Source organism: Streptomyces sp. P3, assembly GCF_003032475.1.
Lineage (GTDB): Bacteria > Actinomycetota > Actinomycetes > Streptomycetales > Streptomycetaceae > Streptomyces.
In genome coordinates this window covers 3,124,997-3,148,577 of sequence record NZ_CP028369.1, presented here as the reverse complement: position 1 = coordinate 3,148,577, position 23,581 = coordinate 3,124,997, and the positions used below count along the sequence as shown (strand labels likewise).

Here is a 23,581-nt window from a genome sequence, read left to right as displayed (position 1 = left end):
CACTTGACGTAGCCCCCACAGGCGCGCGAGCAGTCCACCTGGTGGACGTCATGACTCCGTGCGCCCCCTGTGCTCCGGCACCGTGGGTTAGGTCACGCTTACCGTTCGTTCCGCTCGGGCATGCAGCCGAATAGAGTCGAGACCGCCCCCGCTCCCGAGGACACGATTGCCATGCCTCGTCCGACAGTCGCACAGCTCACGTACGGTTCCTGCACCGTCATCTTCTCGACGCTCGCCATGCTGCTGCTGTCACAGACCAGTTCGGGCCCCGGGATCGTCGTCGTCGTGGTCGCCGCGGTCGCCCTCGGCGTACTCGTCGCCATGACGGTGCCGACGCCGAAGCCCCCGCGAGCACCCGTCGCCCGTTCCGCGGCGACCCGGTCCGTGAGCCGGCCCGCGCCCGCCGCGGTTCCCGCGCACACGTCCGGGACCAGGTCCGTGACCCTGCCCGTCCCGGCCTCGGTCGCCTCCGCGCCCGAGCCCGTCCGGGAGCCCACAGCCCCCTGACCCGCACACGACGGTACGACGAAGGGCCCGCGTTTCGGCCGCGGGCCCTTCGTCGTACCCCGTCTCGTCGTACCGCCGCCTCGTCGTCGCAGCACCGCCGTCTCGGCCGTCGATCCGCCGTCGTCGCACGGACCGCGGCCGGTGCTCTGCCCGCCCCGCCTCAACGGGTGCCGACCACCACCGTCTTGGCCGCCTTGTCGTGCAGGCCCTGCTTGTAGGGCTTGTCGAAGTAGCTCCAGCCGCCGCAGACCGCCGTCCACAGACAGGCGCAGCAGAACGCGAACGGCACCCACAGCACCAGCGCTCGCACCAAAGACGTCTGCGCGGAGGGCGTCGAGCCGTTGTCGAGGTCGGCCACCCGCATGCCGAGCCACCTCTTGCCCAGCGTCTGCCCCGTCCTGGCGGTGAGGACCGTGTCGTACGCGACGTACAGGATCGCGGCGACGAGCTCCCGGCCGAAGGTCTTGCCGAACTCGATCCGGTCCGCGTCCACGGTGTACTGCGCCACCCCGAAGGCCCACGCCAGCAGCGACACCACGACGAAGACGAGGACCATGTCGATGATCCGGGCCAGCGTGCGCCGGCCGCTGTCGGCGAGCGGCGGCATACCGGCGAGCGGATCCGCCGGGTAACCGCCGTAGGGGTCGTCCCCGCCGCCTCCGTAAGGTCCACCGCCGTAAGGTCCGCCGCCGCCCGACGCGCCCGAGTACGGGTCCCGCGGGGCGTCGTACGGCGAGCCCTGTCCCTGGCCGTACGGGGGCGGCCCCTGGTCGTGCGGGGGCTGCCGCGGGGGCCGCTTCCTGAGCGGGTCGTCCTCCGGCGGCTCGCCGCCGCCGGAGCCGGGAGGCGGTTCGTTGGTCATGCCCCCGAGTCGACCGCGAACCCCCCGGCTCCGCATCCGGCGAGCGGCCGTCCGGGGTACCGGTCCGCCGGGCGCCGGTCAGCCGGCGACGAACGTGTGCGCCGCCTTGTCGTGCCAGCACTGACGCCACGGCCTGTCGAACAGGCCCCACAGGACGCCCACCAGGCCGACGCCGAGCAGCCCGGGCACGCTGTAGACCAACCAGCGGCGCAGGGCCGCCCCGTAGGACGGCGGCTCGCCCCCCTCGATGTCGCGCACCTGGAGACCGAGCAGCTTCTTGCCCAGCGTGCGGCCCCACTTGGCGGTCGGCAGCGCCTCGTAGAGGATCCCGAACACCAGCAGGACGGCGAGGACGATCCCCAGGTACACCGACGTCGTGCCGTCCAGCAGCCAGACGGTGACGGTCTCTCCGCTCAGCTTGGCCGCGTCGATCTTCTCGTCGACGTGGTCGAGGGCCCGCACACCGAGCGGCAGGGCGGCGCCCGCGGTGACGGCCGCGAGGACGAGCGTGTCCACGAGACGGGCGGCCAGCCGCTTGCCCAGGCCCGCGGGCCGGGCCTCGGCCTGACGCCGGGCGGCCGCCTGGAAGATGTCGTCGACCGGCGGCTTCCAGGGCGCGACGGGTCCGTCCTCGGCGCCGGTGAGCCGGTGCACCTGCTGCGCCCAGGAGGGCTGGCCGCCCCCGGACCCCGCGGCCATCAGGGCGGGAGGCACGGCGCCGGCGCCCGGGCCTGCGGGCTGGTGGGGCACGCCCGGAGCGGGCGGCTGAGGTGCTGACGGGGCCGACGGCGGCGCGGGGGCGGGCCGCGCCGCGGAGGGTGCGGGCGGGAACCCGGGGCCCTGCGGGGCGGGCGTCGCCGCGGCCTGCGCGGGGCTCTGCGGGGACGGGATCTGCGCGGGTCCCTGCGGAGCCCGGACGCCCGGTCCCGGTGCGGACGACGCCCGGTCGGCCGCCGCCTTGCCGGCTCCGAATCCGGGGGACGCGGGGGCCGCGCCGGCTGCGGGTGCGGTCGTCGGGCCCTGGAGGCCGGGCGGGTGGTGCCCGTCGGGCCCGCCCGTGCGCGGGGCCGGCGGGCGGAAGGTGACCGTGCCCTGGTCCGGGGTGTGGCCGACGGGAGCGGAGGGGGCCGGGCCGGCCGGTGCCGCGGCCGGCCCCGCTGCCCCGCCGCCCGCGGCAGGCCGGCGGAAGACGAACGTGCCCCCGGAGACCACCTCCCCGGCGCCCGCGCCGGACTCCGGCTCCGCGGGCGGGATCGTCGTCGTGCCGTCGGTGCTCGTCGAGACGCCCTCGGGCTGGACCTGGGCGGGCGAGGGTACCCTCGGGTCGGCGGCCGGCGGGGCGCCCCAGGAGACCCGTCGGTCCTGGTCGCCGCCGAAGCCGGACTGGTGCGAGCGGTCGGCGCCCCACGCGGGGGCGGGCTCCGGGTGGCCGCCGTACGGGTTCGCCGGTGCGGGACCGGCCGGTGCGGGGTCCTCGTCGAAGAAGTGCGGGCCGGTCTCCTCCACGAGGGCCGCGGACGCGTCGGACGGAGCCGTGAGCGGGCGGCCGCCGGTGGGCGCCGGCCGGCTGGTGCCCGGTACCCAGGCGGAACCGTTCCAGTACCGGACGTATCCAGGGATGGACGGGTCCGGGTAGTACCCCTCGCGGGGCCTGTCGTCGCCGGGTGCCGGGGTTGGGGCGCTCATGTCCGTCGTCCCGTATCTGCTCGGGGGTGGGATGGGGGGCTCCACATCTATCAGACGGACGCAAGCCCCACCGCCAGTCCTGCCTTACCCGCCCCTTTCCGGGCAACCCCGTGCACGCTCTTCACACGTTCGGAACCGTCCGCGGGGGACTCGGAGGGTCGCGGTGCGGGCCGGTGCGGTGCGGGCCGGTGCGGTACGGGGGGTGCGGAAAAGTCCGCAGAAAAAATTTCCGCAGATCCGCGTAATGGTTGCGGCGCTGTCCCCTCTCCACTCGTACGAGCCCACTCACGGGCCCGCCCACGGGCCGCGAACGGGGTCCGTCGACGAGAGGAGAACGACATGCAGCACACCGTGGTGGAGCGCGAGCTGGAACTCAGACTGATCCTGTCGCCGGAGCGTGCCGTCCCGGTGCCGGCCCGGCTCGGCTACCGCAGCGACGACCCGTTCGCGGTACACGTGACCTTCCACATCAACTCCGCGCAGCCGGTGGGCTGGACGTTCGCCCGCGAGCTGCTGGTGGAGGGCGTGTTCCGGCCGTGCGGCTACGGGGACGTACGCGTGTGGCCGACCAAGTCGGAGGGGCGCAGCGTGGTGCTGATGGCGCTGAGCTCGCCCGACGGCGACGCCCTGCTGGAGGCGCCGGCGGCCCAGGTCTCGGCCTGGCTGGAGCGGACGCTGCGGGTGGTGCCCCCGGGCGCCGAGGGCGACCGGCTCGGCATCGACGACGGGCTGGCCGAGCTGCTCGCCCCGACGCCCGCGGACGACCTGTGGCTGAGCGACCCGTGGCCGTCGGACGAGTCCCGGGACGGTGAGTGAGCCGCCGGGGCGGGAGCCGGGGTGCCCGGAACTGCGTGCCCGGTCTCAGAACAGCTTGCCCGGGTTGAGGATGCCCAGCGGGTCGAAGGCCGCTTTGACGGCGCGCTGCATCTCGACGCCCACCGGCCCGATCTCGCGGGCCAGCCACTCCTTCTTGAGCAGGCCGACACCGTGCTCGCCGGTGATGGTGCCGCCGAGTTCCAGGCCGAGGCCCATGATCTCGTCGAAGGACGCGCGGGCGCGCCGGCACTCGTCGAGGTCCGCCGCGTCGAAGCAGACCGTGGGGTGGGTGTTGCCGTCTCCGGCGTGGGCGACGACCCCGATGGTCAGCCCGTGTCGGCGCGCGATGCGTTCGACGCCCTCGATCATCTCGCCGAGTCTGGAGCGCGGCACGCACACGTCGTCGATCATCGTCGTGCCCTTGACGGCCTCCAGTGCGACGAGCGAGGACCGCCTTGCCTGGAGCAGGAGTTCGGACTCGGCGGCGTCGTCGGCGGGGACCACCCGGACGGCGCCGGCCGTCTCGCACAGCGCGCCGACGGCGGCGAGGTCGGCGGCCGGGTCGGGGGTGTCGAAGGCCGCGAGCAGCAGGGCCTCGGTGGTCTCCGGCAGGCCCATGCGGGTCAGCGCGTTGACGGCCCGGACGGTCGTGCGGTCCATCAGCTCGAGGAGGGACGGCACGTGCCCGCCCACCATGATCCGGCACACCGCGTCGCAGGCCGCGGCGCCGGAGGCGAACTCGGCCGCCAGCACCAACTGCTGCGGCGGTCGTGGCCTCAGCGCCAGGACGGCCCGCACGACGACGCCCAGCGAGCCCTCGGAGCCGACGAACAGGCGCGTGAGGTCGTACCCGGCGACGCCCTTCGCGGTGCGGCGGCCGGTGGACATCAGCCGCCCGTCGGCGAGCACCACGTCGAGTCCGAGGACGTACTCGGCCGTCACCCCGTACTTCACGCAGCACAGACCGCCCGAGGCGGTGCCGATGTTGCCGCCGATCGTGCACGTCTCCCAGCTGGACGGGTCGGGCGGGTAGTACAGGCCGTGCTCGCCCACGGCACGCGAGAGGGCCGCGTTGACGACGCCGGGTTCGACGACGGCGATCCGGTCGACCGGGTTGATCTCGAGGATGCGGTCCATCCCGGTCAGGGAGAGGACGATGCAGCCGTCGGAGGCGTTGGCGCCCCCGGACAGGCCGGTGCGGGCGCCCTGCGGGACGACCGGGACGCGCAGCTCGCTCGCCGTGCGCAGGACGTGCTGCACCTCCTCGACGGTGCGCGCCAGCACGACCACGGCCGGGACGCCTGCCGGGCAGAAGCCGGCCATGTCGTTGGCGTAGGAGGCCGTGACGTCCGGGTCGGTGAGGACGGACCCGGCGGGCAGGCCGGCGCGCAGCCGGCCGAGCAGGACGTCGGTCGCCGCGGTGACGTGCGTCGCCGGGGTGACGTCTTCGGGTGGTGCTTCCCAACGGCTCATGATCAAAGGTTCGCACCGGGGGCCATCGGTGTGAACCCCCGTCCGGGGACCCTCCGGCTGACGTCGCACGGTCGTCGTACTGACGCACAGTGAGCGCCATGGAGAACGAGGAGCGCGCCGCCGAAGAGCGCACCGCCCCCGACGGGACTCCTGCGGAGGCCGTCGCCGGGGCCGTCGCGGCAGCCGCCGGAGGGCCCGTCGCAGAGGCCTCCGACGAAGCCGCCGGGGAGGCCGCCGGGGAGGTTCCGGGGGAAGCCGTCCGGGCGCGTCGGCGGCGGCGTCTGGTCGTCGGCTCGCTCGTGGGGTGTCTGGTGCTGGGCGGCGGGGTGCTGGTGTGCCTGCCCGGCGAGGGGCCGGCGGAACGCGGCGCGCCGGCGGCGGCTCCGGGGGCGCGGGCGGGCTCGGCGGTGCGGGCGGGGGTGGCGGCCGCGCTGTCCGATCTGGCGGCGCTGGTCGAGGAGCGGGAGCGGGCGGTACGGGAGCGTCCCCAGGACGCGCGGTCCTGGGCGGTGCTCGGCACGGCGTACCTCGAGCAGGGCCGGCGCACCGCCGAGGTCGCCGTCCTGTATCCGAAGGCCGAGCGGGCGCTGCGGGACTCGCTGAAGGCCCGCCCCCGGGGCAACGCGGACGCCCTCTGCGGTCTGGCCGCGCTGGCCAACGCCCGCCGGGACTTCCCCGCCGCACTGCGCTGGGGTGAGGCCGCGCGCAAGGCGGCGCCCAAGCGCTGGACGACGTATCCGCAGCTCATCGACGCGTACACCGGGATGGGGGACTACAAGGCGGCGCTGCGGGCACTGGACGCGCTGACGGCGTTGCACTCCGGTCCCGCCGTGCGGGGTCGGGCGGCGGGCGTCTACTGGGACCGGGGCCGGCGGGAGGACGCGCAGGCCGCGCTGGCCGACGCGGCGGCCGGCGCCGTCTCCCCCGCCGAGCAGGCGGCGTGGCTGGAGCGGGCCGGGCAGCTCGCCTGGGAGCGCGGTGAGCGGGAGGACGCGCTGCGGCACTTCCAGGAGGCGGTCCGGCTCGACCCGGACCAGCGGGCCGCGCAGGCCGGGCAGGGCAGGGCGCTGGCGGCACTGGGGCGGACGACGGAGGCGCTGAGCGCCTACCGGGTGGCACTGGAACGGCAGCCGCTGCCGCAGTACGCGCTGGAGCTGGGCGAGCTGTACGAGTCACTGGGTCGGGCCCGGGCGGCGCGGGTGCAGTACGACCGGTTGCGGACGCTGGTCCGGCAGGAGTCGGCCGGTGGCGTGGACGGGCAGCTGACGCTCGGCCGGTTCGAGGCGGACCACGGGGACCCGGCGTCGGCGGTACGGCGGCTGCGGGCCGAGTGGCGGCGCCAGCCGGGCGTCGCCGTCGCGGACGCGCTGGGCTGGGCGCTGCACCGGGCCGGGAACGACGAGGAGGCGCTGAGGTTCGCCTCGATCGCCACCGACCGGGTGCACGGGGGCGCGGTGTACAGCGCGCCGTACCTCCACCACCTCGCGGTGATCGAGCGGGGGTCGGGGAAGGACGGCCCGGCGCGGCGGCACCTCCAGGAGGCGTTGCGGATCAACCCCTATTTCTCCCCCTTGTTCGGCCCGGCGGCCCGGGCCGCCCTCGCCGGCCTCGGCGAGGAGCCGCCCCCGGCCGAACTGCCCGGCTAGTGCCGCCTGTCACCGCACCGCCCGCGCCGCCGACCGAACCGGGTCCGGTCGGCGGCGCGGCGCGGTCTGCCGGTCACGGGGTGCCGCTGCCGTGGTCTTCGGCGGTCCGGCGGCCCGGCACCCCGTCGGTCACAGGTTGCCGCGCTTGTCCTGCTCCCGCTCGATCGCCTCGAAGAGGGCCTTGAAGTTGCCCTTGCCGAAGCCCATCGAGCCGTGGCGTTCGATGATCTCGAAGAAGACGGTCGGCTTGTCCTGGACCGGCTTGGTGAAGATCTGCAGCAGGTAGCCGTCCTCGTCGCGGTCGGCGAGGATCTTCAGCTCGCGCAGGGTGTCGACGGGGACGCGGGTGTCGCCGACCCACTCGCCGAGGGTGTCGTAGTAGGAGTCGGGGGTGTCGAGGAACTGCACCCCGGCCGCCCGCATCGTGCGGACCGTCTGCACGATGTCGTTGGTGTTGAGCGCGATGTGCTGGACGCCGGCGCCGCCGTAGAACTCGAGGTACTCGTCGATCTGGGACTTCTTCTTGGCGACGGCGGGCTCGTTGATCGGGAACTTGACCTTGAGCGTGCCGTCGGCCACCACCTTCGACATCAGCGCGCTGTACTCGGTGGCGATGTCGTCGCCCACGAACTCCTTCATGTTCGTGAAGCCCATGACCGTGTTGTAGAAGCCGACCCACTCGTTCATCCGGCCGAGCTCGACGTTGCCGACGCAGTGGTCGACGGCCTGGAAGGTGCGCTGGGCGGGGGGCTCGACGATCGGGTCGGCGCCGACGTAGCCAGGAAGGTAGGGGCCGTCGTAGCCGGAGCGGTCGACGAGGGTGTGCCGGGTCTCGCCGTAGGTGGCGATCGCGGCGAGGACGACCGTGCCGTGCTCGTCCTTGAGCTCGTAGGGCTCGGCGACGGAGCGCGCGCCGTGCTCGATCGCGTACGCGTAGGCGGCCCGGGCGTCCGGTACCTCGATGGCGAGGTCGACGACGCCGTCGCCGTGCTCGGCCACATGACGGTCCAGGAAGTGGCCCCAGGTGGTGGCGGGCTTGATGACGGACGTGAGGACGAAGCGGGCCGAGCCGTTGGTGAGCACGTACGAGGCGGTCTCGCGGCTGCCGGTCTCCGGTCCGGAGTAGGCGACCAGTTTCATGCCGAAGGCGGTGGAGTAGTAGTGCGCCGCCTGTTTGGCGTTGCCCACGGCGAAGACGACCGCGTCCATTCCCTTGACCGGGAAGGGGTCTGCCTGCCGCGCGGTGTCGGGAGTGAGGTGTGTGGTCTGCGTCATGACGAAAGCCTCGCGCCCACCCTGCAAGGTGCGCAATAGTTCGCATATCGCCTGGGCAGTCTGTGCAGCCGCTCGGCGGTTTCGGCGGGCTTTCTGTACAGGGTGACCATCGTGGAGGCGGACGGCATGGGGATCGATCGTCTGGACGGCCGGATCATCGTGCTGCTGGCACGGGAGCCGCGTCTGGGGGTGCTGGAGATGTCCCGGCGGCTGGGCGTGGCCCGCGGGACCGTGCAGGCGCGGCTCGACCGGCTGCAGTCGAACGGGGTCATCCGGGGGTTCGGCCCCGACGTCGATCCGGCGGCCCTCGGCTACCCGGTCACCGCGTTCGCCACGCTGCAGATCCGGCAGGGCCAGGGGGCCGACGTGCGGGCGCACCTGGGGTCCGTGCCGGAGGTGCTGGAGCTGCACACCACCACCGGCAGCGGGGACATGCTGTGCCGGCTGGTGGCCCGCTCCAACGCGGATCTCCAGCGGGTGATCGACCGGGTCGTCGGCCTCGACGGCATCGTCCGGGCCTCCACCGCGATCGTGATGGAGAACCCCGTCCCGCTGCGGGTCATCCCGCTCGTGGAGCAGGCGGCGGAGCAGGCGGCTGAGCAGTCGCCGGGACGGCCCGGAGAGGACGCGGCCGACCGGGGGCGGTGAGGCGGACGGCCTTCCAGGGGTCGGTCAGGTGCCGCCGCTCAGCAGCTGGGGACCGCGCCCTTGCCCTTCTCCAGGGCGACCAGCGCGCTCACCGCGCCCTTGAGCGTGGTGACCGGGACCAGCCGCAGCCCCTTCGGCAGCTCGGACTTCGCGTCGGAGCACTCGTCCTTCGGGACGAGGAACACGGTCGCGCCGTCCCGCCGGGCGGCCTGCGTCTTCAGGGCCACCCCGCCGACCGCGCCGACCTTGCCGCCGGCGTCGATGGTGCCCGTGCCGGCGATCGTGCGGCCACCCGTGAGGTCACCGCCGGCGCCGTCGCCGTCGAGCTTGTCGACGATGCCGAGCGAGAACAGCAGCCCGGCGCTGGGTCCGCCCACGTCGGCCAGTTTCAGCGTGACCTTCACGTCGTCCTCGCCCAGCTTCAGATACGCCAGCGCCGCCTGGGTCGCCGCGTCCTGGGAGTCCTCCATCTGCTCGGTGTTGTGCCGCTCGATCTCCTTGGTGCTCTCACCGCTGGGGTACACCGCGTCGTGCGGCATGATCGCCTGGTCGGTGCGGAACCAGCCGTCGAGGACGTCACCGAGCGTGACGCGCGCGTCGGGTCCGGTCGCCTCGATCGTCGTCATGCGCAGCTGCCCGCTGGTGTCCCGCACGGGCGCGCCGGAGATCGTGATCACCGGCGTGCCCTTGTTGTCGCCGAGGACGTTCGCCGTCATCCCCGGCTGCGCCACCGAGAACGGCAGCGGCGCGAACGCGGCCGTGGCGAGCAGCACCACGAGGGGCAGGGCGCAGACGGCGAGAGCCCGGGGGCGTGAGAGGCGAGAGAGCACGGAGTCAATCTAACGTGACGTGGTGCCGCGGCTCGCGGCTGGACGGCGCCCACACTCGAGCCACCCGCCCACAGGCACTCACGTCCGCAGGCCGCAGGCCGCAAACCGCACGCGGTCACCGGCGGGCCGTGCGGGCCGAGGGTGGGCTGCACGGGCCGCACGGGGTCACCGCGACCGCACCCGGGCGGCAGGACCGCACGCGGTCACCGCGGCCCGAATCGTGCGTCACCGCGACCCGGGACCTGGGCGGCGCGACCTCGGCCTGGGCGGCGCGGTCGGACCAGAGCGGCGCGCGGGTCGCGCGTGCGGCCGCGGTCAGCGCAGCGCCTCCGCCACTTCGCGTGCCGCGTCCACGACGCGCGGGCCGACCCGCTCCGGCACGGCGTCGGCCAGCATCACCACGCCCACGCTGCCCTCGACGCCGGTCACACCCAGCAGCGGTGCGGCCGCGCCGCTCGCGCCCGCCTCCAGCTCCCCGTGCGTCAGCGTGTAGCCGGGCTCGTCCGCGTGACGCGACGTCTTCTGCCGGGCGGAGAGGATCGCCCGGCCGGCCGCCCCACGGTCCAGCGGATGCCGGAACCCGGCCCGGTAGGCCACGTGGTAGTCCGTCCAGCTCGGCTCGACGACGGCGACGGCGAGCGCCTCCGTCCCGTCCACCAGCGTCAGATGCGCGGTCGCGCCTATGTCCTCGGCGAGCGAGCGCAGCGCGGGCAGCGCGGCCTCCCGTACCAGCGGATGCACCTGGCGGCCGAGGCGCAGCACCCCGAGGCCGACCCGGGCTCGTCCGCCCAGGTCACGCCGTACGAGCGCGTGCTGCTCCAGCGTGGCGAGCAACCGGTACACAACGGTCCGGTTGACGCCCAGTTTGTTGGAAAGCTCGGTGACGGTCAGTCCGTGGTCGGTGTCGGCCAGCAGCTTGAGGACTTTCAGTCCCCGGTCGAGCGTCTGAGAGGTCTCCGCGGTCACGACGCCCACTCCTTAAGTGGTGAGGTCGGCTGCCTCCATCGCGGCGGGGGCGTCACCGAGTCCCGTCAGTGACGCGCCACAGAGGCAGCCGATCGACAGACGGGCCCGGCGTGTCCGGGCCCGGTCGCTTCACGGCTGCGCTCCGCGGCGGCGCTGCCACGGGGCGTGTGCGTAGCGGGACAGTAGCGAAGCCGGTTCGCTGAGCGGAAGGCTCCGTCCAGAATCCGGTCAACGACCGGTAGGGACTACCTGCATTTATCCCGATACGTACGGAGCGTGGCAGCGTCGTACGCGCCCCTCGGGACTGACGGGACTGACGGGACTGACGGAGCCGGACGAGACCGCAGGAACACGCCGCGGCGATCACCGCGGGCCCGGCGGGACTCACTTCATCCGGGTCGCCCACTCCTGCACCTTGGCGATGCGCTGGCGCAGTTGTCCCGCCGTCGCCTCCGCGCTCGGCGGTCCGCCGCACACCCGCCGCAGCTCGGTGTGGATCACCCCGTGCGGCTTGCCGCTCTGGTGCACGTACGCGGCCACCATGGTGTTGAGCTGCTTGCGCAGCTCCATCATCTCCTTGTGCGAGACGACCGGCCGCCGCTCGGCGGGCAGCTCCAGCAGATCGGCCTCGGCGTCCGGCCGTTTCCTGCTGTGCGCGATCTGCTTGGCCTGCCGCTTCTGCAGCAGCAGTTGCACCTGGTCGGGCTCCAGCAGCCCCGGGATGCCGAGGTAGTCCTGCTCCTCCTCGCTGCCGGGGTGGGCCTGCATGCCGAACTCGGCCCCGTTGTACGTCACCCGGTCGAAGACGGCCTCGGACTCCAGCGCCTCGAAGGCGAACTGCTCCTGCTCGCCGGTGTCCTCGTCCTGTTCCCGGTTCGCCTCGTCCATCTCCTTCTCGGACTCGGCGTACGGATCCTCCTCGCCCTGCTTCTTGGGCTTGTCGAGGACGTGGTCGCGCTCGCGCTCCATCTCCCCCGCGAAACCGAGCAGGTCGGGCACGGTCGGCAGGAAGACGGAGGCGGTCTCGCCGCGCCGCCGGGACCGCACGAAACGTCCGACGGCCTGGGCGAAGAAGAGCGGTGTGGAGATGGTGGTGGCGTACACCCCGACCGCGAGGCGCGGCACGTCGACACCCTCGGACACCATGCGCACGGCGACCATCCAGCGGTCGGTGCTGCCGCTGAAGTCGTCGATGCGACGCGACGCGCCGGTGTCGTCGGACAGGACGAGGGTCGCCTTCGAGCCGGTGATCTCCCGGATCAGCTTGGCGTAGGCGCGGGCGGAGTCCTGGTCGGAGGCGATGACGAGCGCACCGGCGTCCGGGATGGCCTTCCTGACCTCGGTGAGGCGCTGGTCGGCGGCGCGCAGCACGCTCGGCATCCACTCGCCGCGCGGGTCGAGCGCGGTGCGCCAGGCCTGGCTGATCGCGTCCTTCGTCATCGGCTCGCCGAGCCGGGCCGCGATCTCGTCGCCGGCCTTGGTGCGCCAGCGCATGTTGCCGCTGTAGGAGAGGAAGATGACGGGCCGCACGACGTGGTCGGCGAGCGCCGACCCGTACCCGTAGGTGTAGTCGGCGGCGGACCGCCGGATGCCGTCGTCGCCTTCCTCGTACGTGACGAACGGGATGGGGTTGGTGTCCGACCGGAACGGCGTGCCGGTGAGTGCGAGGCGGCGGGTAGCCGGCTCGAACGCCTCGAGGCACGCCTCGCCCCACGACTTGCTGTCGCCGGCGTGGTGGATCTCGTCGAGGATGACGAGGGTCTTGCGCTGCTCGCTGCGGTTGCGGTGCAGCATCGGGCGCACGCCGACACCCGCGTAGGTCACGGCGACGCCGTGGTAGTCCTTGCTGAGCGGTCCGGCGCTGTACTCGGGATCGAGCCGGATGCCTATGCGGGACGCCGCCTCCGCCCACTGCTTCTTCAGGTGTTCGGTCGGCGCGACCACGGTCACCTGCTGCACGACGTGATGGTGCAGCAGCCAGGAGGCGAGGGTCAGCGCGAACGTCGTCTTGCCGGCGCCGGGGGTGGCGACGGCCAGGAAGTCGCGCGGCTGCTCCTGGAGGTATCTCTCCATCGCCCCCTGCTGCCAGGCCCGCAGTTTGCCGGCGGTGCCCCAGGGGGCGCGGCCGGGGAAGGCGGGCGACAGGTGGTGGGAGGTGGAGGTGGCGGCGGTGGTAGTCACGGTCTCCGGTTCGGGGGTCGGGCTGCTCGTTACTCGGCTACGTATGACAACCGGGCCACCCTACCGGCGGCCCGGATGCCGCCGCGCCGACGAGGCCGCGTCGCCCACGGGTGGGACCCAGCTCACAGCGTCCGGGGCCGCCGCGCGGTCGCGGCGGCCCCGTTCTCCGCGCCGGACGCCACGTCGATCACCGGACCGTACGCCCGCTCACGCGGACCGCTCGTGCAGCCGGGTCGCCACCCAGGCGCCCGCGAGCGCCACCGCGGCCATCGGCAGGAAGACGGCGGCGAAGGCGGCCGGATGGGAGGAGCCGGCGGCGGCGGCCGGGTGCGCGACGCTGCCGCCGCCGAGCGCCGCGAAGGCCGCGCCACCGGCGGCGAGCAGCAGCACGTTGGAGAGCCCGTCCGAGATCTGCAGGGCCGCGGAGTTGGCGCCGGCCTCCTCGGGTGCCGAGAGCTGCAGCAGCAGCACACTGGTCGAGGAGATGACTAGCCCCATCCCGAAACACCCGAAACCCCAGGCGACGGCCACCGTCCAGACGGGCACGGAAGCCACCAGCACGGCGGGGGCGGCGGCGATTGCGGCGGCCGCCAGCACCATCCCGAGCACGGTGAGGCGCTGCCGGTAGGGCGTCACCCTTTGCCGTGACTGCACCCACGACCCCAGCGCCCAGGTCCCCCCGCCGGCGGCGAGCGAGAACCCGGCGAGGGTGGGGCTCAGCCCGCGCTGTGTGACGAGCATCAGCGGCACGAAGGACTCGGCGGCGATGAAAGATCCGGCGGCCAGGCCGCGCAGCAGCACGACCGAGGGCAGCCCGCGGGCCGCCCGCCAGGTGCCGCGCGGCAGCAGTCCGAGCACGGCGGGGACGAGCAGCGCGCACCCCGCGACGGCGGGCGCCGCGGAGAGCGGCCGCAGATCCTGCGCGGCGTACTGCAGGAGTCCGGCGCCGAGGGAGATGCCGAGCGCGAGGCGGATCCGCCGCCGGTCGAAGGCCGCGACGGCCGCGCCCGCCACCGGGCCGCCCGCCCGACGCCGTATCTGCGGCAGCGCCAGCGCGAGCGGCAGCACGACCAGGACCGGTATCCCGAGGAAGACCCAGCGCCACCCCAGCCGTTCGGTCACCGCACCGGCGGCCAACGGCCCGACCACGGACGGCACGACCCAGCACGCGGCGAACGCTGCCATGATCGCGGGCCGCAGCCGCTCCGGATAGGCCCGTCCGACGACGACGTACAGCGCGACGATCACCAGTCCGCCCCCGAGCCCCTGCACGGCCCGCCCGAGGATGAACACCCACATGGTCCCGGCGCTCCCGGAGAGCACGAGCCCCGCCGCGAAGGCCGCGATCCCGCCCGCGAGCGGCGCGAGCGGGCCGCGGCGGTCCGAGAGCTGCCCGGCGAACACCATCCCGAAAAGGCTGGTCGTGAAGTACCCCGAGAACGCGAACGCGTAGAGCGACACCCCGTCGAGCTCCCGTGCCGCGACGGGCATGGCCGTCCCGACGGCGGTCGCCTCGAAGGCGATGAGCAGCACGACGGAGACGATGCCGATGCTGAGGGCGCGGTAGGGACGTCCGAGGACGGTCTCGTCGGGTCCCGGTGACGTGTCGGGGTTCTCCGGGGCGTCGGCGGCGACGGCGTCGCGGGGTTCGAGGGCAGCCATGGCCGCCAGCGTAAGGTTCACAACCGCGTTTGACCCCTGTCGGAAGACTGATCCCCGCCCGGGACCTCGGTACTAGGTCCCACCCTGCGCCCGCCCTCCACCGGCCCCCGGCCGCCTCCCGACCCGCTTTCATGAACGGCGTATGGCAGTCCCGTTGCAGCACCGGCCGTTTGCTTGAGCCACTTCCCGCCCCGCCCGTACGGTCGTCACAGGAAGTCCGGCGGGGCCGACACCCCGCCACCGGCCTGACCGTGTGCCCGAGAGGCTCAGGGACTCGCCTGCAAAGCGAGTTACACGGGTTCGAATCCCGCCACGGCCTCCAAGACAGTCTCTGACCTGCATGTTTCAAGGTCAGACACAGCTCTCACAGCAAGGGACTCCCGTCCAAGACGGGGCTAGGTCAGTTGCTTGGTCCACTACGGACTGACCTAGCTCCACAGAGCGCCACACGGCGCAAGGGAGCCCACAGTGCCAGCACGTACACCTCTCCGGAGCGCGCTCAGGAAGCCTCAGAGCGCTGAGCCGACACAGCCGACAGCACCTCTCAGAGTCCTTGACGGACGCTCAGCCACGGATGCGCGCACAGCCATGCTCGATGAACTCGACCTTCACCTGAGCACGATCACCAACAGGTTCGGACGGCCGTACCAGCGCAAGACCATCAACGCGTACAAGTTCGCTGGTGTCGCTCTGCACAACTGGATGACCGAGAGCGGAGTAGAAGGGGACTTCACCACGTGTGATGTGGCCACCCTGAACCGCTTCTTTCGCTGGTACTACCGAGTCCATGACGTCCCGAAGTCTCAGGACGGCAAGGGCGGATACACGGGAGGGACCAACACCCTTCAAAGGAACCTCCGGCCGCTGTTCATCTATCTGGCAGAGGAGTACGACCACACCAACCCGTACGACTCCCCCAAGTTTCACCGCTACGCCGCTCCCCCTCTCGGTAAGCCCAAGACGCTCTCTGAAGAGTTTGTGACCGACGTACTCAAGGTCACCGGGAACGGCTCTCCCAAAGTCCGTGACTTCCAGACCGTTCGGGATCACGCAATCGTCCGTGTCCTCACAGAGGGGCTGAGGGCAGAGGAGTTGCTGAACCTCCGGGTAGAAGACTTGGACCTAGCCGCGCGAACCATGCTGGTCATTCCGTTGAAGGGAGACAGGAACAGCATTGACGCTCGGGTGGTCCCTCTCCAGCCCAAGACGGCAAAGGCTCTAGCTCGGTATCTCCGAGTGCGCTCCGCTCACGCCATGGCGGACTCAACCCCGTTCCTCTGGCTCGGGATGCGGGGACGGGGAGCACTCCAGTACAGGGGGCTGTACGTCATGGTGAAGAAGCGGGCAAAGGATGCGGGTTACGACCCTGCACAGGTTGCTCCTCACTCGTTCTGTCACACGTGGGCGGATGACCTCAAAGCGGCTGGAGTCTCGGGAGAACACATCATGGCTATCCGGGGTTGGAAGTCTCCCGCAATGCTCCGCAGGTACGGGGCGGACATGGCCAGCACAAGGGCTGTGAACGCCGTACAGGGCTTGGGAGACAGGTACTGACCCAAGACACACAAGAGCCCAGGTAACTCCCGCAGAGGGGAAACCTGGGCTCTGTGCTTTTCTGTCGAGTTGTTCGGGAAAAACGACCCCCTACCTTCAACGTTCGACTCTCCGACCGGGCTACCCCGGTCTTTCGAGTGCGTAGGGCTTCCAGAGGTTTGGGCAGTAGCCCTACGGCTCAATGGCCTTGAGCCCCTGGTATGCCTCTCGCAGGTCTGCGCTCTCCGGTAGCTGTCGAGCCTCAACAGCCTTGACGACTTCCAGGGCGCGCCAGTGATTGGAGGGGACCACACGGCCGGACAGAATGGCTTTCTGTGCCGAGTCGCACGCTTCGTCTAGCCGGTCTTCTTTGAGGAGTACTAGGGCTAGGTCGATATTCGCGGAAGCCACACGTCGTGGCCATTGGCTTACATCCTCACCGGGACTCAGTCTCTTGATTACTTCCCTGGCGTACGGCTCTGCTGCCGCATCCCCAAGCCATGCAAGCGTTGTAGCCGTGTAGGACAGAGCCTTTGCAGGGTCGTAGCGGTAGTGGTGCTCTGGCGTATCGGGAGCGCCGATAGCAGCAGAGAGAGCCTGTACCCGCTCGATAGCCGAATACGTCTCTGCGCCGTTCCCTAGCCGTGCGTGTGCTCTTCCCTCTTGTGCGGTCGCCTGAATGAGCCCAGAGGAACCAGCGGGAGCTATCTCCTGTGCGGCTCGGGAGAGGTCAACGGCTTGGACGTAATCCCCATCGGTGAGGAGTCTCCAAGCCTCAGTCTCGTAGCACCATGCCTCAATCTCAGGATGCCCGGCTTCCCTTGCGAGCGTTGCGGCCGTCTCCAATCGAGCCGTAGCCGCATCGTCTTGCATCAGGTCGATATGGACTGTCGCGCCCAAGAGGGACATCCATCCCCCGATGACCAACAAGCGTCGGTGCTCGGAAAGGGTCTTCTTGCTGTCGAGCAACTTCCCCACATAAGCAGTGTGCTTACGTACGTGGCGCAAGAGGTCTTCCGGCTTGGCTTTCGGGTATGCCATAGCCAGACCATCAAAGGCACGCTCTAGCCGCTCAAGGGTGGCGTTTCCTACGTCGCTTGCCTGTACGCGTCGAGCCAACTCCCATGCATCCATCTCATCGTCATGAGAGCCGCTGTCTTCCACAGTCAGGGACAGACCGAGGTATTCGTTAACGGCTTGGGTCAACTCGGCTGAGGGAGCCTGTTTCCCATTGAGTACGCGACTCAGATAGGCAACGTCATAGTGCAATTCCCTGGCTGCACCTCTGAGGCTCTTCCCCTGTGCCTTGAGTGCCGTCCGTACCTCAGACCCAAAGTCGATCATGGTGCAGCTCCCGTTGACTGTTGACGTCCATCGTAGTCAACGCTGGTCAACTGCCCTATGGCATCGGCGCATCGGTTGTGTGGACAGACGCAAAACCACCCGACCACATGCAGGGTGATCGGGTGGGCCGACTACAGGAGCCGACATGGCGCACCGTACCGCCGACAGTGGCACCGAGAGCAAGCCTGAACACATCCCCATCGATGTGGAGGCGATGCGCGAGACGGCCGCACGTCTGCTCTCGGAGGATGCCGAACTCCCGTCTCTGGAAGAGGTCGAGACCCTGACTCTCCTACTCCGGGGAATGATCATGGTGGCCATCCCTGACGTAGAGACAGCGGCCGGAAAGCTCCCCAAGGATGACGTACCGCGCGCATGCGCTCTGGCGTGTATTGGAGAGGCCCGTATGCGGCTGAGGCTGGAACCCTCCAACGGGACGCTTCCGGCAGGCGTAGCGCACGCTCAGAGGCTCGCACGGTCTGTCAGAGCCCTTGCCGACCACTACGTGAATCTCGGGGGTCATTCGTGACTCAGACCCTTCACGTCTGCCGGTACTGCGATGGACTGATCACAGAGCCAGAGGACGCGGTACCCGTCGCCTACGAACACGGCAATTCCGGCCCCGGTTGGACGGTATGGGCGCACCGTGAACACGCTCACCTGGTGCAGCCGGATGAGGCTCCCATTCGCATTCTGGCTCGTGTCCTGGTGGCCAAGCTGACGTCACCTGATGCCGAGTGGCGTAAGGACTCCTGAGAGCCCCTGAGAGGGCCATAAGACCGAGAGTCCCCGGATTCCCCCGCCGGGGGCTCTCTTACGTCAGCAGACGGCTGTACACAGCCCCAGGATCGGAAGAGAACATGAGGAACGAGAAGAGGACGCTTACCCACCTGGTGGGAATCGCTCTGTTTACCAGCGTCGCCATAGCGGGATGCGGGAGCACGGACGAAAAGAGCGGTGAATCGGATGAGCCGGTAAAGGTCACTCACTGTGGCACTGACCAGGGAACCACTATGGAACTCAAGGCAACCAATGACTTCCCGGACGTCACGGCCTACGTGATTCAGCTCTACTGGTTCAACGGGGAGGGGAGACAGGTGGACATGGGGCAGACGACCACAGATGCAATCCAGCCTGGAAAGTCCCTCACCTTCAAGGTCATCGGTCGTCGTCCCGGAGACGCAACGGTACGAACGTGTGAGGTGAAGGTGCTGGGAGCACAGTAGGCGACCCACAGATAAGCGCTCGGTTCCCCTGTCGGAGTCGGGCGCTCTTCTGTGCCCGTAAGCGGAATCGCCCATGTCTGTTTGTCAGTGGTCGGTGAGATGATGAAGGGAAGTCAAGGAGAGGAGGGGAACGACATTAAAAATCCACCACGTAAGCCAGCAAAGAAGTTGAAGGCAGGCGATTACCTGAAGTTGCAGAACGGAAAGACCGTTGAAGTCTTGGCTATCGAGCCTGCAACCAACCAGTCAGGAGCGAAGTGTTTGATTCTATCGCTGTACAAGATGCCTAAGATGGTTGTGAAGACCTATCGGGTAATGAGCATGCACTACCCGGAAAACAAGTAACTCCACAGGAGTAGTGAGGGAATCCGGGTTCTCGGAAATTTTGCCCTGGAACTCGGAACTCTCATCAAGAGCAGTAACTCATCTAAAGCGAGATACCTACGGAACTACCCAGAAAACCAGGCACCACAGCCGGATAGTCATGGAATTAGTAATTCAGTAGCCTTGCTCAATTGCGAAAGAATGAGAATTGCGTACCACGCCGGCGATCCCCATTCACTATTCAATAGAGAAGTCCAGGGAATGCATATCCCTGGACTTTCCCTGTTTCCGACTATGCTGCTTCTCGGGTTACCCTGCTATTGATTACGTTCTGTGTCACCCGAATGAGCTTTTCCTTATCTTCAACACCGAACTCAATCAGAATCTCAGTCAAGTGAGAAAGGAGACGGGCCGCATCCTCGGCAGTCTTGCAAACCTGACCCATCAGGTAGTGGGAGCCGTATAGGTCTCCACGCAATAGGGCAATCAGAATTCCGTCTGCTGCGCCTAGCTGCTCCTCTGTCATTGAGTAGTCGTCGAATGGCCAAGGGGCATTCAGAGTGTCCAGGGTGTCCAACCCCTTCACGATGTCGGCAAAGGTGTTCTCGTAGTCGGCCAGAGCCTTTCTACGGGTCTCAGTGGCTGTCTGAGAGCCGTTCTGCCGCTCCCTGGTCTCTGGCTCTACGGGAGCCAGTACAGAGGCACCAGAGGGGCGCACAGCCGTACGGCAATCCTCACAGACCTTACGGAGTCCATCCCTGGTTCTGCCGTCCGTGGTGAATCTGTCGAGTGGCTTTTTCTCCTGACAGTTCTTACATGTCTTGGTCATACTCAGACTCCTTCCATGGTCTCTGCGCTCACGTAAGCCGCGAACTCAGCCTTACGTCTGGCGGTCTCCTCTTCCTTTAGGCGTGCAGCCTTAATATTCTGCTGTCCCTGTAGACGAATGTTCAGATGGTGCTGTTCCGTTCTGGAAAGCTGTGGAGCGCCCTGGTAAGGACGTGTAGCGCCCAGAGAGGGCGCGGGTACGTGGGAAGTACCTGTCTTCTTCGAAGGAGCTGCACTCTTCTTCACAACAAAGGAAGCACGAGACTTCTTAGTCTCACCAGAGGGAGAGACAGGAGCGTCGGAGACGCGACTATCGTCTACCAGAGGAGAGATACCGATTTCTTCCATAGGTACTTCACCAGGGATGACCAGAGGAGACTTAGTCTCTACCAGAGGAGATCGCTGGTTATCCTCTAGGCATTTAGTTACTCTCTGGTAACTTGCTAGTTCTGTATGGTTATGCTCTGTCTCTTTAATGCTCTGTCTTGTTAGAGGATCGCTGGTGAGCTTATCGATAGGATCACCAGTGAGCTTATGCATAGGCTCATCCATGAGCTTATGAACGCTGTCCATAGGCTCATTCTCCATAGGATCACCAGTGAGCTTATGAGTCTCGGCAGGAGTGCTCTTAGCTCTGGTGGAACGCTTGCGGGTGCTCAACTCCTGGCCAACCGTAGTTAGGCGTGGTGTGTAGTCCTGGTGAAGCGCGTTAGCCTCAGCAGGAATGGCAGTCCAGTACTTGTTAGAGGTAGCCGTACGGTTCTGCTTGACCAGCCACCCTGTCTCTTCTAGTTCCTTGGTCCAACGCTTAATAGAGGGCACAGAGGTATTGAGTTCATTGGCTAGGTACTCCTGGCCCGAGTAAGCCTCTCTGTCGTCTCCTGCTAGCTCTGAGATGGTTAGCCATAGCCATCCTGCCTGGTGGGAGATTTCACCTCTCTTGATTGCCTGGCGTAGTGCCTTTGCGTACGTCTCGAACTCACCTTCCTTGTATCTGACCGTCGGGTTCTCCAATACATGGATCTTGCGGTCTGTGAAATCGGGTCTGCCTGGCATAGCTGATATCCTTTACGTAGGTTCTAGTACTTGCATGGTTTGGATCGGTACAGAGGTTTTCGATAAGGTTTGGCGCGCTCATCTCTTCTGTCCTCCTTCCAGGGAACCCTCACAGGCCGTATCCTCCTGTGGGGGTTTTCTTATGCCCAAAGCTCATTCCAGTACGCGTCATTCTCGGGATTGAATCCTTGGGCGAACCTAAAGTGAGTACCGGCATTGCGAATCGAAGTCTTGATGAGACCAGCCGCCTTGAGTTCGTCTAGGTAGTTCCTTACGGAGTACAGAGACTTACCAACTCTCTTGGCCAACTCCTCATTGGTGAGAATCAATGGCTCTAGCGGATTTCCTCCGTCGCCGTGGTTGTGCGCTCGCTCATAGCGCATGGTGTCCTCATCCTGAATCAGGTAGTAAGTAACTCGCGCGCCTAGGCTCAAGTCATTTCTGTAGAGAATCTTCGTGTTCTGAATCATGCTCCTTAATTTCTCCTTGATTGGTCGTTGCTGCTCCTGAGACTATTATCCCAGAAGTAAGGTTCATTTCGGTTTCCGGCAAGAACTCCCCGTGAGTTTCATCAAAGAACTCGATTGATGTATCCTAGTTCTTAGTGAATTGCTCGCTACTCGGTCCATTATTCGACGCATGAAACCGTACCGACTGTCTATGTTTCCGGCACTTCTCAGCGCTTGATGTTCAACGCACAGAAGAACCCTCAAATCCAGGTATCCCCCTTCCTAGGATTTGAGGGTTCTTCTGTATTCGCCTTAATCAATCCGAATGATTCTCGCGCTTCTCTGAGTAAACAGAACTCCCCTAGGCATGTCGTAAGTGAAAGCTTGTCCTGGTTCGATGGACAGTTCCGCATCCCTCAGTTTCTCCAGAGCCTCACTATGGGTTGTGTCGTAGTCGATGCCCGGCCACTCCCTCTCGAATGATTCCCTTGGATACGGCTCCCCGAGATCACGCAGGTAAGTGAAGAATGCGATGACTGGGAAGTCTGGTTCTGCCATTAGTCCCCCAGTGGGTACAGGTGCGTGGTCTTTTCCCCCATGAAACCTTGAGTACTTGAGACAAGCTCATGCACACTTCCGGCCTGCTTCAAATACTCAAGTGCCGTACGGAAGTCAGCGGGAGTAGTGCCCGGTAGACGCTCCACAAAGTCAGCCTCTACGTTGCGAGCAACGGCAGGCGTGTTTCTGTTTAGGTATCCCTGGATCAGATCCAAAATGGCTGGTCCGGCAGAGGACATGACAGCTTGACGCTGCTGCTCTGCCTGGTAAGCCTGAATCATTCTTCTCTGTTCGGCATCCTTGGCTTCCTTCTCTGCCGCGCGCTGCGCCTGATACTTCGGGTCCATCTGTCGAGCCCAAAAGTCGGTTTCCGTGGCTCCGAAACTGAATGCGTTGTTGGTCATATTTCTTCTCCTAGTTCAGTGTGGATTGATTGTGTATCGGTGTGGCTTGTGCGTACGGTCCACAACGAGATTTCCTCTGTCTTCCAGTGCTGTCACAGCCTCTCTGAGACTCCGACCGTCTGTGCCCAGACCTAGAGCTTCACAAAGCTGGGGTTGCGAAAATCTCAGTTCCTCTTCTACGGGAAGTGAGTTCAGGTACAGCCAAAGCATGTTCGCTCTGGCATTTACCCTGGCCTCTCGTCTCAGCTCGATTACGTCTGTCTCGTCCATCGCTTCCTTTCTTCTATGCTGCTGTTCTTGGGCCGTCCGGCCATAGGGTCTCTGTAACGTGCTTGCTTACCTCTCTGAGGCACTGTCCCAGCTCCGGGAACGTCATACGCGTTGCCTCTGCCAGGACGTCCACGGAGGCGGTTTCTCCTCGTTCGCGGTGCCATTGCATGAGGCTGAGTACGGCGTAGGCTTTCGGGGTCATCTCTGCACCCCTTACGCCAACCATCCGGAAACCTCTAGCTCAGCTAGGCAGGCTTCCTTGGGTACGTACGGCTGACCCATCTTGGATAGGTAGTCGCGCCATGCCGTATCAGGCACCGGGATTCCGGCATGGAAGGCAAGCCAAGTCATCTTGGCTGCGAAAGAGAGGTCTCGTACCTGCCAGATAGGCAGGTATTCAAGGGTTGTGCTCATTGCTACTCCGGGGTGGTCGTGTCTGTCTCTCTACGGCCGTCCCCTTCTATGACTCCATTATCCCATGAATGCACAGCATCTTCGTTTGAGCCCGGACAGCACAGAGCCCCGACCACCAGGGACTATCACTGTCCGTAGATTAGTCGGGGCTCTTTAATGCCTCTCGATCACGTACTGTAATTATGTAATAAACTCGTGATCTTTTCGTCATGAAATTGTTACACAAACCCCTTGACCTGCAAGGGTCTGAATGTGTGTCACATGGTCAGTGCGAGCACTGCGCGCCCCTCTAGGGCTCCCTGGCCAAAGCTTGCCGTACGGCCACCTCCCGAGTTCAGGAAGCCTTGTTGAAGGTTCCCTAGCGTCTGATCTCCCTGACTCGCTCCGGCCGTCGCCGTCGCTGCCATTGCGTCGATCGCGTCCATATTCACCGGCATCCCTGGTCCCATGCTCATGATCAATCTCCTGTCTGTCTCGTCTACCTGGTGCGCCTCCCCCTCCCTCCAATTGTCTCAAGGTTTGTAGCAAGAGTGCTGTTCGGAGCCATCGGGCGACTGTTCATCAAACGATCGTCTGGTGAACCTGAGCCGACACCTGCCGACTTGACCCATGGAGCGCCCGAA

The 23,581-nt window shown here is 67.2% G+C and carries 20 protein-coding genes and 1 tRNA gene; 8 read left to right on the top strand and 13 right to left on the bottom strand.

Translation table 11 applies throughout. The annotated features are described in order from the left end of the window. Positions 1-171 precede the first annotated feature (171 nt). Positions 172-507, top strand: coding sequence for a hypothetical protein (locus C6376_RS14070; protein ID WP_107443731.1), 336 nt, complete (start codon positions 172-174; stop codon positions 505-507). A gap of 160 nt (positions 508-667) precedes the next feature. On the opposite strand, the gene C6376_RS14065 is transcribed toward C6376_RS14070, so the two are convergent. Next, positions 668-1,369 (bottom strand): RDD family protein, encoded by a 702-nt coding sequence (locus tag C6376_RS14065; RefSeq protein WP_107443730.1) that lies wholly within the window; start codon positions 1,367-1,369, stop codon positions 668-670. A gap of 78 nt (positions 1,370-1,447) precedes the next feature. Continuing rightward, positions 1,448-3,055, bottom strand: coding sequence for an RDD family protein (locus tag C6376_RS14060; protein ID WP_107443729.1), 1,608 nt, complete (start codon positions 3,053-3,055; stop codon positions 1,448-1,450). 339 nt (positions 3,056-3,394) lie between these two features. Here C6376_RS14060 and C6376_RS14055 point away from each other — a divergent pair, with 339 nt between their 5' ends. After that, complete coding sequence (locus C6376_RS14055; protein ID WP_107443728.1) at positions 3,395-3,871, top strand: SsgA family sporulation/cell division regulator; 477 nt, start codon at positions 3,395-3,397, stop codon at positions 3,869-3,871. A gap of 45 nt (positions 3,872-3,916) precedes the next feature. Here C6376_RS14055 and C6376_RS14050 read toward each other — a convergent pair whose 3' ends face one another. Further along, entirely contained in the window at positions 3,917-5,344 is a 1,428-nt protein-coding gene (locus C6376_RS14050; RefSeq protein ID WP_107448955.1) for an FAD-binding oxidoreductase, read from the bottom strand. A gap of 98 nt (positions 5,345-5,442) precedes the next feature. On the opposite strand from C6376_RS14050, the gene C6376_RS14045 reads away from it, so the two are divergent. Beyond that, a complete protein-coding gene (locus C6376_RS14045; protein ID WP_107443727.1) occupies positions 5,443-6,990 on the top strand; it encodes a tetratricopeptide repeat protein in 1,548 nt (515 codons plus the stop codon). 129 nt (positions 6,991-7,119) lie between these two features. Here C6376_RS14045 and hppD read toward each other — a convergent pair whose 3' ends face one another. After that, complete coding sequence (hppD, locus tag C6376_RS14040) at positions 7,120-8,265, bottom strand: 4-hydroxyphenylpyruvate dioxygenase (protein WP_107443726.1); 1,146 nt, start codon at positions 8,263-8,265, stop codon at positions 7,120-7,122. Between the two features lie 126 nt (positions 8,266-8,391). Here hppD and C6376_RS14035 point away from each other — a divergent pair, with 126 nt between their 5' ends. Continuing rightward, positions 8,392-8,913 (top strand): Lrp/AsnC family transcriptional regulator, encoded by a 522-nt coding sequence (locus C6376_RS14035; RefSeq protein WP_107448954.1) that lies wholly within the window; start codon positions 8,392-8,394, stop codon positions 8,911-8,913. A 38-nt stretch (positions 8,914-8,951) separates the two neighbouring features. Here C6376_RS14035 and C6376_RS14030 read toward each other — a convergent pair whose 3' ends face one another. The 4 genes from C6376_RS14030 to C6376_RS14015 form a co-directional block, all read right to left on the bottom strand. Beyond that, the gene (locus C6376_RS14030) at positions 8,952-9,743 is read right to left on the bottom strand and encodes a S16 family serine protease (RefSeq protein WP_107443725.1); all 792 of its coding nucleotides are present in this window, start codon (positions 9,741-9,743) and stop codon (positions 8,952-8,954) included. A 315-nt stretch (positions 9,744-10,058) separates the two neighbouring features. Next, a complete protein-coding gene (locus tag C6376_RS14025; protein WP_107443724.1) occupies positions 10,059-10,709 on the bottom strand; it encodes an IclR family transcriptional regulator in 651 nt (216 codons plus the stop codon). A 384-nt stretch (positions 10,710-11,093) separates the two neighbouring features. Beyond that, positions 11,094-12,890, bottom strand: coding sequence for a DEAD/DEAH box helicase (locus C6376_RS14020; RefSeq protein WP_107443723.1), 1,797 nt, complete (start codon positions 12,888-12,890; stop codon positions 11,094-11,096). Positions 12,891-13,097: 207 nt separating this feature from the next. Further along, the gene (locus tag C6376_RS14015) at positions 13,098-14,552 is read right to left on the bottom strand and encodes an MFS transporter (RefSeq protein ID WP_107443722.1); all 1,455 of its coding nucleotides are present in this window, start codon (positions 14,550-14,552) and stop codon (positions 13,098-13,100) included. Positions 14,553-14,799: 247 nt separating this feature from the next. On the opposite strand from C6376_RS14015, the gene C6376_RS14010 reads away from it, so the two are divergent. Continuing rightward, positions 14,800-14,874: transfer RNA gene (locus C6376_RS14010), tRNA-Cys, on the top strand. Between the two features lie 266 nt (positions 14,875-15,140). After that, the gene (locus C6376_RS14005) at positions 15,141-16,106 is read left to right on the top strand and encodes a site-specific integrase (protein WP_254075936.1); all 966 of its coding nucleotides are present in this window, start codon (positions 15,141-15,143) and stop codon (positions 16,104-16,106) included. A 171-nt stretch (positions 16,107-16,277) separates the two neighbouring features. On the opposite strand, the gene C6376_RS14000 is transcribed toward C6376_RS14005, so the two are convergent. Next, positions 16,278-17,429 carry a helix-turn-helix transcriptional regulator gene (locus C6376_RS14000; protein WP_107443721.1) on the bottom strand — a complete coding sequence of 384 codons (1,152 nt, stop codon included), beginning with the start codon at positions 17,427-17,429 and terminating at the stop codon, positions 16,278-16,280. A gap of 145 nt (positions 17,430-17,574) precedes the next feature. Here C6376_RS14000 and C6376_RS13995 point away from each other — a divergent pair, with 145 nt between their 5' ends. Both C6376_RS13995 and C6376_RS13985 read left to right on the top strand, forming a co-directional pair. Beyond that, positions 17,575-17,958: a DUF6415 family natural product biosynthesis protein gene (locus C6376_RS13995; protein ID WP_107443720.1), complete on the top strand. Its 384-nt coding sequence runs from the start codon at positions 17,575-17,577 to the stop codon at positions 17,956-17,958. A gap of 331 nt (positions 17,959-18,289) precedes the next feature. Further along, entirely contained in the window at positions 18,290-18,655 is a 366-nt protein-coding gene (locus C6376_RS13985; protein WP_107443718.1) for a hypothetical protein, read from the top strand. Between the two features lie 616 nt (positions 18,656-19,271). Here C6376_RS13985 and C6376_RS43815 read toward each other — a convergent pair. The 4 genes from C6376_RS43815 to C6376_RS43810 form a co-directional block, all read right to left on the bottom strand. After that, positions 19,272-19,808 carry a hypothetical protein gene (locus C6376_RS43815; RefSeq protein ID WP_159083203.1) on the bottom strand — a complete coding sequence of 179 codons (537 nt, stop codon included), beginning with the start codon at positions 19,806-19,808 and terminating at the stop codon, positions 19,272-19,274. Positions 19,809-19,810: 2 nt separating this feature from the next. Beyond that, a complete protein-coding gene (locus C6376_RS13980) occupies positions 19,811-20,863 on the bottom strand; it encodes a helix-turn-helix domain-containing protein (RefSeq protein ID WP_107443717.1) in 1,053 nt (350 codons plus the stop codon). Positions 20,864-21,003: 140 nt separating this feature from the next. Then, complete coding sequence (locus C6376_RS13975; RefSeq protein ID WP_107443716.1) at positions 21,004-21,333, bottom strand: winged helix-turn-helix transcriptional regulator; 330 nt, start codon at positions 21,331-21,333, stop codon at positions 21,004-21,006. A 536-nt stretch (positions 21,334-21,869) separates the two neighbouring features. Next, positions 21,870-22,274 carry a hypothetical protein gene (locus C6376_RS43810; RefSeq protein ID WP_159083202.1) on the bottom strand — a complete coding sequence of 135 codons (405 nt, stop codon included), beginning with the start codon at positions 22,272-22,274 and terminating at the stop codon, positions 21,870-21,872. Positions 22,275-23,581: the final 1,307 nt, after the last annotated feature.

Excerpts from the sequence above, each read along its gene's own strand:
- C6376_RS14015 (WP_107443722.1), bottom strand. The coding sequence starts at position 14,552 with ATGGCTGCCCTCGAACCCCGCGACGCCGTCGCCGCCGACGCCCCGGAG.
- C6376_RS13985 (WP_107443718.1), top strand. The coding sequence starts at position 18,290 with ATGAGGAACGAGAAGAGGACGCTTACCCACCTGGTGGGAATCGCTCTG.
- C6376_RS14035 (WP_107448954.1), top strand. The coding sequence starts at position 8,392 with ATGGGGATCGATCGTCTGGACGGCCGGATCATCGTGCTGCTGGCACGG.
- C6376_RS14055 (WP_107443728.1), top strand. The coding sequence starts at position 3,395 with ATGCAGCACACCGTGGTGGAGCGCGAGCTGGAACTCAGACTGATCCTG.
- C6376_RS13980 (WP_107443717.1), bottom strand. The coding sequence starts at position 20,863 with ATGCCAGGCAGACCCGATTTCACAGACCGCAAGATCCATGTATTGGAG.
- C6376_RS13995 (WP_107443720.1), top strand. The coding sequence starts at position 17,575 with ATGGCGCACCGTACCGCCGACAGTGGCACCGAGAGCAAGCCTGAACAC.
- C6376_RS13975 (WP_107443716.1), bottom strand. The coding sequence starts at position 21,333 with ATGATTCAGAACACGAAGATTCTCTACAGAAATGACTTGAGCCTAGGC.
- C6376_RS43815 (WP_159083203.1), bottom strand. The coding sequence starts at position 19,808 with ATGACCAAGACATGTAAGAACTGTCAGGAGAAAAAGCCACTCGACAGA.
- C6376_RS14065 (WP_107443730.1), bottom strand. The coding sequence starts at position 1,369 with ATGACCAACGAACCGCCTCCCGGCTCCGGCGGCGGCGAGCCGCCGGAG.
- C6376_RS43810 (WP_159083202.1), bottom strand. The coding sequence starts at position 22,274 with ATGACCAACAACGCATTCAGTTTCGGAGCCACGGAAACCGACTTTTGG.
- C6376_RS14045 (WP_107443727.1), top strand. The coding sequence starts at position 5,443 with ATGGAGAACGAGGAGCGCGCCGCCGAAGAGCGCACCGCCCCCGACGGG.
- C6376_RS14005 (WP_254075936.1), top strand. The coding sequence starts at position 15,141 with ATGCTCGATGAACTCGACCTTCACCTGAGCACGATCACCAACAGGTTC.
- C6376_RS14070 (WP_107443731.1), top strand. The coding sequence starts at position 172 with ATGCCTCGTCCGACAGTCGCACAGCTCACGTACGGTTCCTGCACCGTC.
- C6376_RS14060 (WP_107443729.1), bottom strand. The coding sequence starts at position 3,055 with ATGAGCGCCCCAACCCCGGCACCCGGCGACGACAGGCCCCGCGAGGGG.
- C6376_RS14050 (WP_107448955.1), bottom strand. The coding sequence starts at position 5,344 with ATGAGCCGTTGGGAAGCACCACCCGAAGACGTCACCCCGGCGACGCAC.
- C6376_RS14000 (WP_107443721.1), bottom strand. The coding sequence starts at position 17,429 with ATGATCGACTTTGGGTCTGAGGTACGGACGGCACTCAAGGCACAGGGG.
- hppD (WP_107443726.1), bottom strand. The coding sequence starts at position 8,265 with ATGACGCAGACCACACACCTCACTCCCGACACCGCGCGGCAGGCAGAC.